Consider the following 11,445-nt stretch of genomic DNA (forward strand, 5'->3'; position numbering starts at 1 on the left):
CGGAGGCGCTCAGACGCGCTCGACGATGGTGGCGACGCCCATGCCTGCGCCGATGCAGAGGGTGGCGATGCCGGTCTGCAGGTCGCGGCGCTCGAGCTCGTCCACCAGGGTGCCCAGGATCATGGCGCCGGTGGCGCCGAGCGGGTGGCCCATGGCGATCGCGCCGCCGTTGACGTTGGTCTGCTCCTCGCTCCAGCCCAGGTCCCGCATCAGCTGGAGGGGCACGGCCGCGAACGCCTCGTTGATCTCCACGAGGTCGATGTCGCCCGCGGTCATCCCGGCGACGTCGAGGGCCTTGCGGCAGGCCGGCGTCGGACCGGTGAGCATGATGGTGGGCTCGGAGCCGACGACGGCGGCCGAGACGATGCGGGCGCGCGGCGTCAGGCCGGCACGGCGGCCCGACTCCTCGCTGCCCACGAGGGTCAGCGCGGCGCCGTCCACGATGCCGGAGGCGTTGCCCGGGTGGTGGACGTGGTGGATCTGGTCCACGTCCGTGTAGCGGTCGAGCGCGACGGCGTCGAAGCCGGCCTGCTCCCCCATCGCGGCGAAGGAGGGCTTCAGCCCGGCCAGGATCTCGAGCGAGGAGTTCGGTCGGATGGTCTCGTCCCGGTCCAGGACGGTCAGCCCGTTGATGTCCTTCACGGGGATGACGGACTTGTCGAAGCGGCCCTCGGCCCACGCCTGGGCGGCGCGGTGGTGGCTCTGGACGGCGAAGCGGTCCAGGTCCTCCCGGGTGAAGCCCTGGCGGGTGGCGATGAGGTCCGCCGAGATGCCCTGCGGCACGAAGTGCAGCGCCAGCGCGGTGGCCGGGTCCGTGGCCCACGCGCCGCCGTCGGAGCCCATGGGGACGCGGGACATGGACTCCACGCCGCCGGCGATCAGCATCTCCTCCCAGCCGGAGCGGATGCGGGCCGCCGCCTGGTTGACGGCCTCGAGGCCGGAGCCGCAGAAGCGGTTGAGCTGCACGCCGGCCACGTTCTCCGGCATGCCGGCCTTGAGGGCGGCCACGCGGGCGATGTCCGCGCCCTGGTCCCCCACCGGGCTGACGACGCCGAGCACGACGTCCTCGACGGTGGCGGGGTCCCACTCGGGGTGGCGCTCGCGGAGCGCGTCGAAGAGGCCGCCCAGGAGATCGATCGGCTTGACCTCGTGGAGGGAGCCGGTGGGCTTGCCGAGTCCGCGGGGGGTGCGGACGGCGTCGAAGAGGTAGGCGTCCCGGGTCACGGGGATCTCCTTCGGTGTGGGGGGTCAGTGGGTTCGGATGTTCGGGGGGTCTGCGGGTCTGGGGCGGTCTCGGCGGGGCCGGCGGGGCCGGCGGGGCCGGGGCGGTCTCGACGGGGCCGCGCGTCAGCCCTGCGGCGCGGACGGGCCGTCGCCCTCGGCGAGCGCGTCGGCGTAGGCCTGCCGGAGGCGCTTCTTGTCCAGCTTGCCCACGGAGGTGCGGTCCAGCTCGTCCACGAAAAGGACGCGGTCGGGCACCTGCCAGGAGGCGAAGCGGGCGCGGAGGGCGTCCTTGACCTGCTCCTCGGTGACGTCGGCGCCGGGGGCGCGCACCGCGAGGGCGAGGGGGCGCTCCTGCCACTTGGGGTGGGGGACACCGACGACGGCGGCCTCGGACACACCGGGGACCGTGAGCATGTGGTTCTCCAGGTCGATGGTGGCGATCCACTCGCCGCCGGACTTGATGACGTCCTTCATCCGGTCGGAGACCTTCAGGTAGCCGTCCTCGGAGAGGTAGCCGACATCGCCGGAGCGCCAGTAGCCCTCGTCGTCGAAGCCCTTCTCCGTGGCCTCGGGATCGTCCCCGTAGGAGCTGGTGACCCACGGACCGCGGACCCGGATCTCACCGACGTTCTGCTCGCCGGGCGGCAGCGGCTGGCCCAGGGGGTCCACGATCTTGACGTCGACGCCGGTGACGACGAGGCCCTGGTACCGCTTCAGGTCCCACTGCTCGTCCTCGGTCAGACCCGCCTTGAGGGCCGGGCGCAGGCGGTTCACCGACACGATGGGCGAGGTCTCCGTGGCCCCGTAGGCGTGGATGATCTCGGCCCCCATGAGGCGGTCGAAGCCCTGCATCAGGGCCACGGGGGGCTCCGAGGCGCCGCAGAGGAACCGGAGGCCGGGCAGGTGCGGCGTCTGCGCCATCTGCTCGAGGTGATGGAGCATCGGCAGCAGGATGGCCGGAGCGGCCGGAGCCAGGGTGACGCCGTGCTCCACCAGCGCGTCCGTCAGCAGGGGGGTGTCCTGCAGCGTGAAGCGGCCCGGCAGCACGATGCGGGCGCCGACCGCCACAGCCGCGTAGGGCAGGCCCCAGCACTGGGCGTGGAACATGGGGGTCAGGAGCATGACGGTGTCGTCCATGGTCATGCCGGTGCTCGCGGCCACCGCAAAGGAGTGCAGCCACGTGGACCGGTGCGAGTAGTACACGCCCTTGGGCCGACCGGTGGTCCCCGTGGTGTAGCACGCGCCGGAGGCGGACCGCTCGTCCATGTCCGGGGCGTCCTCGATCGGCTCGTGCCCGGCCACCAGGTCCTCGTACGAGACCGCGTCCGCCCGGCCGGCCCAGGCCTCAGGGAGATCGCCGTCCGAGGCCACGATCCACCGGGTGCCCTCCGGCAGGTGCGGGGCCAGCCCCTCGGCCAGCGGCAGGAGCGTGGCGTCCACGATCAGCGTGCGGGCGCCGCTGTGCCGGATGACGTAGGCCAGGTCCTGCGGGGCGAGGCGGAGGTTGAGCTGGACCATGGTGGCGCCCGTCAACGGCACGGCGAAGTAGCACTCGAAGTGCCGCAGGTCGTTCCAGAGGAGCAGGCCGACGCGGTCGCCCGGGCCGATGCCCTGCGCCGCGAGGCCGGCGGCCACGCGCTGCGTCCGGCCCCAGGAGGTCGCATAGTCTGTGACCTTCCACTCGCCGGCGAGGGTCCGGTGGACGATCTCCTGGTCCCGGTAGGTGCGGGCCGCGTCCCGGATGAGGCGCGTCGTCGTCAGCTGCTCGTCGTCGCCCATGGTGGAGGCGGTTCCCATGACGGGTGAGGTGGCGGGAGTGGCGTTCATGGTGATCCTCACGATCCGTGGCGTGTGTGCTCGTCGTCACACGTTCTGTCATCAGTGAATCATTCATTGCACGATCGCACAACACCCTCCTCGATCCGCTAGCCTTGCGCGGTGAACACGGCCAGACCCCTCACCCGCGAGGACCTCTCCTCCGCCGCCCGCCTCCGCCTGAGCGCCCTCGAGCTGTACGCGGAGCGGGGCGAGCACGCGACGAGCGTCCGGGACGTCGGCAAGAACGCGGGCGTGGCGCCCGGGCTTGTCCGGCACCACTTCGGCAGCAAGGACGGCCTGACCCGCGCGGTGGACGACGACATCATCGACCTCGTCCGCGCGACCCTCGAGGCGGTCCCCCTGGAGGGCACGCCGCTCGAGATCTCCGCGGCCCGCGACGCGGCGTTCCAGGAGCTGCTCCGTGAACGCCCCCTCATCGGCGGCTACCTGGCGCAGGCCCTCACGGCGCCGCGCGCCTCGGGCGAGAGCCTCCTGGACCGGCTGGTGGACCTCTCCGTGGAGCAGACGCGCCAGCTGATCGACCGCGGCCTGGACCCTCGCCGCGGGCTGCGCGCCTCGGTGTTCACCACAGTGGTCCGGCAGGTCACGCTGTTCGTGGTGGTCCCCGCGGCCGAACGGGTGTGGGAACGGCTCGGCGGCACACTGGAGGGGGCGTCCGCCGACGCCGCGATGCCGGCCGTGCGCGTCGTCGTCGACGCCGCCCGGGATCAGGACGCACGCTGAGGCGGGTGCCTCCCGCTGCGTGTGCGGAGCGGCCTCCGGGCTGAGGAGCGCCCGAGCGGCCGCGTAGCCTGACCGCATGATCAGCACCCCGCGGCCCGGCGTCCGCCCCACCACCTCCGACGACGGACCCCACCGCCAGCTCGACCAGCGGGCCTCGCCGGCACTGTGGGGTGAGCTGACGGCCCGCGTGTTCGCGCTCGACGGCGTGGTCGAGGGTCACAGCCAGGTCTCGCCGGCGTCGTCGCGCGGGGTGTTCCTCGCCGACATCGACGTGGAGCTGGCACCCGAGACGAACCTCGCCCCCGGCCGTCGCCTCGAGCCGGTGCACCTGCACGGCGTGGCCGACACCTCCGTGCACCTCGTGCTTCCGGCCGAGCGCGGAAGGCGGCTCGTGGAGCTCGGCTGGGCGGAGCCGCATCAGTACGCCGGCCACGGCACGGAGTTCATGGTCTACGGGCCGCGGGACGAGGTGGAGCTGGCCGTCGTCGTCGGGATTGTGGAGGAGGCGCTGGCGTTCGCGCGGGGCGCCTGACCGGCTCACCCCGTTCCGCGCCCTCCCGGACGGCGGCGTCGATGCTCAGCGAGGTGCGCCTGCCTCTGCTGCCAGTGCATCACAGGGGCCACTGCTCGAGCTCGTCGGAGATCCGGACGCTCAGTCCGGACACGCGGCCCCTCGGACCGATGAGCACGTGCACCACGGGGTCCGTGTCCTCCCCGGACACCACACCGCGCACGACGGCAGCCCGGCGCCGCCCCGCGCGGACCTCGCCGCCGGGTGCCGATGCGTCGTCCAGCGACCCGGCCGCACTCAGCAGCTCGCCCGCGAGGTCGTGCACGCCCGTGACCTGCGCGTCCCCCAGGGGGCCGGCGAGGTCCTCCACCTCGAGCATGACCCGGCGCAGCGCGGACTGCGGCAGGCCCGCGCGCGCGGTGCTGGTCATGTGCGCGTGGACGGCCGCGACGTCGCCGCGCAGCCACGCGGCCACGGCCCCCATCGCGGTGGCGCGGGCCTCGGCCCACGGGTCACCCGGGGAGGTGCGGCAGCCGCGGCCGGGGCCCGTGCCGACGTCGTCGTCGGCCAGGGCGGGCGCGGAGTGGAAGCGACGGTGGGCGGCCTGACGCGTGACGCCGAGCGCCTCGGCGACCTGCGTCCAGCTCCACCCGTCCGACCGCGCGGCCTGGACGGCGGCGTGCAGACGGCGCTCGGCGGCGGCCTGGTCACGCAGCGCTGCGGCGATCCGGTCATGCGGGTCGGACATCCTCCGATGATGCCCCATCGGCGCCGTCGCCCGGCACCGGGACGAGCGCACCGACGAGGCACGCCGCGATGATGCCGATGATCGCGGGCACCCCGCCGTCGAACAGGTCCAGCAGGAGGCTCACGGCGACCGCCGCCCCCGCCACGAGGAGCTGCACCGCCTTCGGGCCGTCCCACCGGGACTGCCAGCCGCCGAAGAGGGTGCCACCGTAGGGACTGCCGGACTGGAACAGGGGGGCACACCACGCGCCGACGAGGCAGACCAGCCCGGAGATCAGGCCCACGAGCCATGTGCTGGCGTCCGTCAGCACGGTGACGAGGAGGATCAGGAGGACGACGACCGCGGAGGAGACCAGGGACTTGCTCATGGATTCAGCGTCGAGCACGGGAACGCACGTGTCAATGCCGTGCTGACACATCGGGCCTGGCGCACCGAGCCCATCCGCGCCAGACGCCTGACTCGCCGGACTCGCCGGACTCGCCGAACTCCCCGGACTCGCCGGACTCGCCGACCCCCTCCCAGAGTGGTCGCAACACGCCGTCTGCCGAAGTTCGACACGGCGTGTTGCGACCAGGCTGGCGCGCCCCTACTCCACCCCGCGGGCCGCGAGCGCACCCCCGACGTCGTCGGCGTGCTTGAGGGAGAGCACCAGCAGCGGCAGGATCCACGCCCACGGGGCCATCCTCACGCCGCGGCTGGCCTGCGCGTGGCGCACCTGCTCGGCCAACCCGCGCAGGTGACCGATCGAGCTGAGCACCAGGCCCATCGCCAGCCCCACGCGCTCCGGCCGGAACCCCGCCCGCGCGAGCTTCGGGCCGAGCCATGGGATGCGGTTCACAGGCCCCAGCGCGGCCTCGGCCACCCCCACCATGTCCGCGATCCGCGTGGTGCGGGTGAGGATCTGCGCCGTCAGCACCACGCCGAGCACGCGGGTCACCATGAGGGCGGCGGAGAGGAGGTCCACGAAGATCCACTGCGCGGCGAAGAGGAACGCGTAGAAGATCCAGAGCCCGCGCAGATCGCGGCCGAGCATCCCCAGCCCGCGGCGCGCGCCGAAGCCCACGGTGTAGGCCAGCCCGGCCCCGACGACGGCGGCGCCCGCCGTCCACACGGTCGGCGGCAGGAGCGTGAGCGCCAGGACCCACACCGCGAGCAGCGCGACCTTGAGGCCGGCCGGGCAGCGGTGCAGGGGCGAGTCGCCGGTGACGTAGAGCGAGATCACGCGCCGAACTCCGTGGCCACGGCCTCGTCGAGGAAGGCCTCGTACGCGCCGATCACGTCACCGGCCGGACCGACCTCACGCACGCGGCCGTCGTGGATCCACACGGCCTCGTCGCACCGGCGGGCCAGCTCGAGGTCATGGGTGACGAGCAGCAGCTGGAAGTCCCGTGCCGCGAGCAGGCGCTCGGCGATGATCCGCCGGTGCCGGCCGTCGAGCAGGGAGGTCGGCTCGTCCGCGATCACCAGCGACGGCGACGCCGCCATCACGGAGCACATCGCAAGCCGCTGCGCCTGGCCGCTCGAGAGCGCGAGGCAGGGCCGGTCCGCGATCTCGGCGAGCCGGTGCTCGGCCAGCGCCGCGTCCACGCGCGCGGTGACCTCGGCCCTGCCGAGGCGGGCGCCGTCGTCGTGCCTCAGGGACTTCACGGTGAGCTCCACGTCCTCGCGGACGGTGGGCATGATGGCCTGCGCGGCCGGATTGGCGAACACCATGCCCACGGTGCGCCGCAGCCCCTTCACGTCCCGGACGGCGTCCACGCCGTGCACGGTGACCTCCCCCGCCGCGACGTCGGCCAGGCCCGCGATCGCCCGGGCCAGCGTGGACTTGCCGGATCCGTTCTCCCCCACCACGGCGACGCGCGGGGCGCGGAGCGTGAGCGTCACGTCCTCGAGGAGCGTGACGACGCCGTCGGGCCCGTCCGCCTCGGCACGGACGCCGTCCAGGGCGAGGACGCGCTCCGGAGCGCCGGCCGAGTGCCGTGTCATCTGCCGCATGCTCTTCTCCTGACTCCTCCCACGCCCTAACGTGGGCGAATGGACACCACTGACGCCGCCACCCCCTCCGCCGACCATGCCGCGCACTCCGACGACGTCACCTACCGCACCCGTAAGTGGGTCAAACCTGAGGACCTGAACGCCAACGGAACGCTCTTCGGCGGATCGCTGCTGCGCTGGATCGACGAGGAGGCCGCGATCTACGCCATCATCCAGCTCGGCAACCCGCGCTCCGTGACGAAGCTGATCTCCGAGATCAACTTCCGCTCCTCCGCGGAGCAGGGCGACATGATCGAGATGGGCCTGCGCGCCGTGGAGTTCGGGCGCACCTCGCTGACCATGCGCGCCAAGGTCCGCAACATCATCACCGGCGAGGTGATCCTCACGATCGACAGGATCGTGTTCGTCTCTCTCGACGAGGAGGGCCGCCCCGAGCCGCACGGCTACACCGACATCACGCTCGACCGGGACCGGCTGCCGTACGGCATGAACCGCTGAGGCGGGGCCGCGGGCGCTGGGCACGCCCGGCGCCCGCTCAGCGGAACGCGCGCGGGTAGGCCTTCCAGAGGCCGGCGGCGAGGAGCGCGGTCACGACGACCTTCACGAGGTCGCCGGGGACGAAGGCCGGGAGCATGGCGAACGCCGCGGCCGGCTCGGTGCCGGCGATGAGGATGAAGCCCAGCGCGCCGCAGGCGTAGAGCGCCCCCATGGTGCCGATGAGGCTGGCGACGAACGCCGCGACACCCACGCGGCCGGTGCCGATGCCGCGGCGGGCGCGGCCGGTCATGGCCCAGAAGATCAGGCCGACGACGAACGCCGCGGGGATCCAGCCCCAGATGAATCCGGCCGTCGGGCCGACCATGACGCCGAGGCCGCCGCGGCCACCCGAGAGCAGGGGCAGGCCGAGCGCCACGAGCGCGTTGAAGAGGATCATGGCTGCCGCGCCGCGCCACGGGCCGAGGATCACGCCGGCCAGCATGACGGCGATGTTCTGGGCGATGATCGGCGCCGGGATGCCGGCCACCGGGATCGGCGGGACCATGCCGAGGACCGCCATGAGCGCGGCCAGCACGGCGATGCGGGCGAGGCCGCCGCCGGAGGAGCCGCGGGTGGGGCGGGCGACGGCGGGGCTGGTGCCCCGGGCGGTGTGCGCCGTGGACGAGACAGGGGTGGCCATGGGGCGGCTCCTCCAGGGTGGTGCGGGTGACGGGGGGCCGTGGGGCGCGTGAGACGCGTCCTGAACGGTGTTCAAGAGTGTAGCGGGCCGGGCCGGATCCTTGAGCTGCAGGTGTCGAGATGCAACGAAGATTTAACAAACTCGCCAATTTGATTCATACGCCGAAGAGCGCCCCAGATCTTGACAGCTCGGGCCGCGTGACTCCCTCTCGCCGCCCGACTTGCCGGGAAACCGATGTGCCACGCTGGCCCTATGCCCCAGCCCGCAATGACTCCCCTACCCTCGGGAAAAATCACCCTTCGCGACGCCCGCCGCGGAACCACACGGGACGTCGAGCTGGACCCCTTCGAGATCGCCGTCCACCCCCTCCACGACCCGGACACCGGGCAGCCGTCCGCGCCGCTGACCTGGTTCGACGCCATCGCCCTCTGCAACGCGCTCTCCGCGGCCGAGAGCCTGCGGCCGGCCTACACGCGTGGCGCGGACGGGCGCACGGTCACCTGGGACCCCACCGCCGACGGCTACCGACTGCCCACCGAGGCTGAATGGGAGTACGCCTGCCGCGCCGGCGCCACCTCGCCCACCTACGGGCCGCTGATGGACATCGCCTGGACCAGCCTCGACCACCTCGACGGCCCCCAGCCCGTCGGACGGAAGCAGCCCAACGGCTGGGGACTGTACGACATGCTCGGCAACGTCTGGGAATGGTGCTGGGACTACGCCGACCCCGCCCGATACGGGGACTACCGCACCCTGCGCGGCGGCGGCTGGGACGATCAGCCCTGGAGCGTGCGCGCCTCCGTCCGCCGCGGTAGCGCCCCCGATGCCGTCCTCGAGGATATCTGCCTGCGTGTGGCCCGCGGCCCAGCCGGGACCTCCGGGGCGGCACAGGGATGGTCCCATGAGGCAGACCGGGAACGGGCCGCCATCCGCGGCCCGCTCCCGGTGGGCTGGACTCCCCTGCGAGAGATCGCCCGATGATCCTCCGGCGGGTCCCCCTCGTCGCCGGCCGGCGACACTCGCTGGCCGTCGTCAACGGCGGTCGCGTCCTGGCCGCAGGCCCACCGGGCGCAGACGAGTGCGCCGTCAGCACCTGGACCAACGTGGTCGCAGTCGCCGTCGGCAATGTCCACACGGCGCGGAACACGGGCCGTTCCCACTCGGTCGGGTTGCGTGCCGACGGTACGGTCCTCGCCGCGGGCTGGAACACGCACGGGCAGTGCGAGGTCACCGACTGGACTGAGATGGTCGGCATCGCCGCCGGCTGGCGCCGCACCCTGGGTGTACGCGCCGGCGGCACCACGACGGCCATAGGCCGGAGGGACGAGGGGGCGTGCGATGTGGAGGGCTGGTCCGAAATCATCGCTGTCTCCGCCGGGGACTGGCACTCCGTGGGGCTCCGATCAGACGGGACCGTGGTGGCGGCGGGCCTGAACACGCGTGGCCAGAGCGACGTGGCCGGATGGACCGACATCGTGGGCATCGCGGCCGGCTACCTCCACACCCTGGGGGTCAGGAACGACGGCACCGTGGTGGCCTGCGGATACGCCGCCGCTGGCCTTGCTGAGACCCGCAGCTGGCGAGACGTCACGGCCGTCTCTGCCGGCAGCCATCACGTGCTCGGGCTGACCGAGGACGGGCGCGTCCTCGCGGCCGGGGACGACAGCCACGGACAGTGCCGCACGCAGGCCTGGCGCGAGATCGTGGCCATCGCCGCGGGGTCACGCCATTCGCTCGGCCTCCGTAGCGACGGGCTCATTCTTACGGCGGGCTTCGACGGCGATGGGCAGTGCAGCTGGGCGGTGGCAGACGAGTCATGATGCGTGCTCACGTGAGGCGTCCTGCTGCGGAGTCCGGCTTGAGGAGTAGGCCCGGGTTTCTAGGGCGTGTCTGAGAATGGATCCAGGGCCAGCTGGCACCCTGGAAGGCATGTCCCGCTTCCAGACGCTGTCCGATGCCCAGTGGGAACTGATCGCCCCGATGCTCCCGACCCGTACCGGCAGGGCCGGCCGTTCGCCGATGCCCGCACGATAGTGGAGGCGATCATCTACCGGTACCGGTGCTTCGATCCCCTGGAGGGACCTGCCCGAGGTCTACGGACCCTGGCAGACCGTATGGACGTGGCATCGGCGCATGGCCGAAGAAGGCACCTGGGATGCGGTGCTGGCGAGGCTGACCGCTGCCGCGGACGCCGAAGGCCTGATCGATTGGTCGGTCTCGGTGGACTCCACGATCGCCCGCGCACATCAGCACGCGACGAACACCAGGAGCCTCACAGGGGGCTGGATCGAACTACAAGAATCTGCGTGAAGAGCCTGCCGATCACGGCATCGGACATTCTCGCGGCGGGCTGAGCACAAAGATCCATCAGCTCGTCGACGGGACCGGGCTGCCGCTGGTCAGCCTGATCACCCCAGGCCAAGCCGGGGACTCCCCGATGCTGCTGCCCCTACTGGGGCAGCTGCGCGTGACCCGGCCGGCAGGCCGGCCCCGCACCCGCCCCGAGGCGCTCCTGGGCGACAAGGCGTACTCCTCCCGGGCGATCCGCACCCACCTGCGCGCCCGCCGGATCAAAGCCGTCATCCCCGAACCGGCCGACCAGCAGGGCCACCGCACACGCCGCGGCTCAGCCGGCGGCCGACCCGTAGGCCTCGACGCGAACGCTTACAAGGGCCGGAACGTGATCGAGCGCCAGTACGCGCACCTGAAGCAATGGCGGGGCCTGGCGACCCGGTACGACAAGTACGCGATCGTCTACCGCGCCGCCGTGGTGTTGAACGCTGTGCTCGCGTGGTCCAAACGATTGTCAGACATGCCCTAGGACACCCTGCCGCCGGACGCGGCGGATGGCGATCCAGTAGCAACTCTCAGACATGCAGAGTGTTCGGAGCGGGCGTGGATGCGCTCGTGCGACCCGCAGGAAGTACCGCGGCTCCAGTCTGGAGGCGCCTTCTATGCACCCAGGCGAATTCGCACGGCCCCGTCCTAGATTCCCTTCATCACTCATCTCCAGCTGGGCCTACTTTGCAGACACGAACGTGTGGCGCGTGTTTGTGAACTCTTGGCCGCGTGTCGTGTGAAATCTTCGCCGCATCTCTACAGCTGTCGAGATGCAACGGAGATTTCAGAAACGGGGACTGGTGCACGTGTAGGTGACAGGCGTCTTCACGTCGGGTCTGCGGGCGTGTGGTCCATGATCAACTCGTACTCGACGGGCGTCAATCGGCC

General features: G+C 72.1%; 12 protein-coding genes and 1 pseudogene. 6 read left to right on the forward strand and 7 right to left on the reverse strand.

Going from position 1 to position 11,445, the window contains the following annotated elements:
- Window positions 1-9 precede the first annotated feature (9 nt).
- Together AB0302_RS08515 and AB0302_RS08520 are read right to left on the reverse strand one after the other, a co-directional pair.
- Window positions 10-1,224: an acetyl-CoA C-acetyltransferase gene (locus tag AB0302_RS08515; protein ID WP_248117288.1), complete on the reverse strand. Its 1,215-nt coding sequence runs from the start codon at window positions 1,222-1,224 to the stop codon at window positions 10-12.
- Between the two features lie 123 nt (window positions 1,225-1,347).
- Window positions 1,348-3,051: a long-chain-fatty-acid--CoA ligase gene (locus AB0302_RS08520; protein ID WP_366371346.1), complete on the reverse strand. Its 1,704-nt coding sequence runs from the start codon at window positions 3,049-3,051 to the stop codon at window positions 1,348-1,350.
- Window positions 3,052-3,162: 111 nt separating this feature from the next.
- Between AB0302_RS08520 and AB0302_RS08525 the strand changes: the two genes are divergently transcribed.
- Together AB0302_RS08525 and AB0302_RS08530 are read left to right on the forward strand one after the other, a co-directional pair.
- The gene (locus AB0302_RS08525) at window positions 3,163-3,786 is read left to right on the forward strand and encodes a TetR/AcrR family transcriptional regulator (RefSeq protein ID WP_366371348.1); all 624 of its coding nucleotides are present in this window, start codon (window positions 3,163-3,165) and stop codon (window positions 3,784-3,786) included.
- Between the two features lie 76 nt (window positions 3,787-3,862).
- Entirely contained in the window at window positions 3,863-4,318 is a 456-nt protein-coding gene (locus tag AB0302_RS08530; protein WP_366371350.1) for a hypothetical protein, read from the forward strand.
- A gap of 79 nt (window positions 4,319-4,397) precedes the next feature.
- Here AB0302_RS08530 and AB0302_RS08535 read toward each other — a convergent pair whose 3' ends face one another.
- From AB0302_RS08535 to AB0302_RS08550, 4 genes are all read right to left on the reverse strand, one after another.
- Window positions 4,398-5,045, reverse strand: a complete 648-nt coding sequence (locus tag AB0302_RS08535; RefSeq protein WP_366371352.1) for a helix-turn-helix domain-containing protein — start codon at window positions 5,043-5,045, stop codon at window positions 4,398-4,400.
- Window positions 5,029-5,412, reverse strand: coding sequence for a hypothetical protein (locus tag AB0302_RS08540; protein ID WP_366371354.1), 384 nt, complete (start codon window positions 5,410-5,412; stop codon window positions 5,029-5,031). Before AB0302_RS08540 ends, AB0302_RS08535 begins: the two co-directional genes overlap by 17 nt.
- Window positions 5,413-5,631: 219 nt before the next feature.
- Window positions 5,632-6,267, reverse strand: a complete 636-nt coding sequence (locus tag AB0302_RS08545; protein ID WP_366371356.1) for an energy-coupling factor transporter transmembrane component T — start codon at window positions 6,265-6,267, stop codon at window positions 5,632-5,634.
- Window positions 6,264-7,040: an ABC transporter ATP-binding protein gene (locus tag AB0302_RS08550; protein WP_248117280.1), complete on the reverse strand. Its 777-nt coding sequence runs from the start codon at window positions 7,038-7,040 to the stop codon at window positions 6,264-6,266. Before AB0302_RS08550 ends, AB0302_RS08545 begins: the two co-directional genes overlap by 4 nt.
- Window positions 7,041-7,079: 39 nt before the next feature.
- Here AB0302_RS08550 and AB0302_RS08555 point away from each other — a divergent pair, with 39 nt between their 5' ends.
- A complete protein-coding gene (locus tag AB0302_RS08555) occupies window positions 7,080-7,538 on the forward strand; it encodes a hotdog domain-containing protein (protein ID WP_366371359.1) in 459 nt (152 codons plus the stop codon).
- A gap of 37 nt (window positions 7,539-7,575) precedes the next feature.
- Here AB0302_RS08555 and AB0302_RS08560 read toward each other — a convergent pair whose 3' ends face one another.
- Window positions 7,576-8,217, reverse strand: coding sequence for a biotin transporter BioY (locus AB0302_RS08560; RefSeq protein ID WP_366371361.1), 642 nt, complete (start codon window positions 8,215-8,217; stop codon window positions 7,576-7,578).
- 267 nt (window positions 8,218-8,484) lie between these two features.
- Here AB0302_RS08560 and AB0302_RS08565 point away from each other — a divergent pair, with 267 nt between their 5' ends.
- The 3 genes and pseudogenes from AB0302_RS08565 (at window position 8,485) to AB0302_RS08575 (ending at window position 11,038) form a co-directional block, all read left to right on the forward strand.
- Window positions 8,485-9,198 carry an SUMF1/EgtB/PvdO family nonheme iron enzyme gene (locus AB0302_RS08565; protein ID WP_366371369.1) on the forward strand — a complete coding sequence of 238 codons (714 nt, stop codon included), beginning with the start codon at window positions 8,485-8,487 and terminating at the stop codon, window positions 9,196-9,198.
- Window positions 9,195-10,037, forward strand: a complete 843-nt coding sequence (locus AB0302_RS08570) for a chromosome condensation regulator (protein WP_366371363.1) — start codon at window positions 9,195-9,197, stop codon at window positions 10,035-10,037. Before AB0302_RS08565 ends, AB0302_RS08570 begins: the two co-directional genes overlap by 4 nt.
- A gap of 109 nt (window positions 10,038-10,146) precedes the next feature.
- Window positions 10,147-11,038, forward strand: a pseudogene (locus AB0302_RS08575) (IS5 family transposase).
- Window positions 11,039-11,445: the final 407 nt, after the last annotated feature.

Origin of the sequence: Micrococcus sp. NPDC078436 (genome assembly GCF_040702705.1) — a bacterium.
Lineage (GTDB): Bacteria > Actinomycetota > Actinomycetes > Actinomycetales > Micrococcaceae > Micrococcus.

Coding starts and splice junctions, on each gene's coding strand:
- AB0302_RS08520 (WP_366371346.1), bottom strand. CDS start 3,051: ATGAACGCCACTCCCGCCACCTCACCCGTCATGGGAACCGCCTCCACC.
- AB0302_RS08530 (WP_366371350.1), top strand. CDS start 3,863: ATGATCAGCACCCCGCGGCCCGGCGTCCGCCCCACCACCTCCGACGAC.
- AB0302_RS08535 (WP_366371352.1), bottom strand. CDS start 5,045: ATGTCCGACCCGCATGACCGGATCGCCGCAGCGCTGCGTGACCAGGCC.
- AB0302_RS08540 (WP_366371354.1), bottom strand. CDS start 5,412: ATGAGCAAGTCCCTGGTCTCCTCCGCGGTCGTCGTCCTCCTGATCCTC.
- AB0302_RS08550 (WP_248117280.1), bottom strand. CDS start 7,040: ATGCGGCAGATGACACGGCACTCGGCCGGCGCTCCGGAGCGCGTCCTC.
- AB0302_RS08555 (WP_366371359.1), top strand. CDS start 7,080: ATGGACACCACTGACGCCGCCACCCCCTCCGCCGACCATGCCGCGCAC.
- AB0302_RS08560 (WP_366371361.1), bottom strand. CDS start 8,217: ATGGCCACCCCTGTCTCGTCCACGGCGCACACCGCCCGGGGCACCAGC.
- AB0302_RS08565 (WP_366371369.1), top strand. CDS start 8,485: ATGACTCCCCTACCCTCGGGAAAAATCACCCTTCGCGACGCCCGCCGC.
- AB0302_RS08570 (WP_366371363.1), top strand. CDS start 9,195: ATGATCCTCCGGCGGGTCCCCCTCGTCGCCGGCCGGCGACACTCGCTG.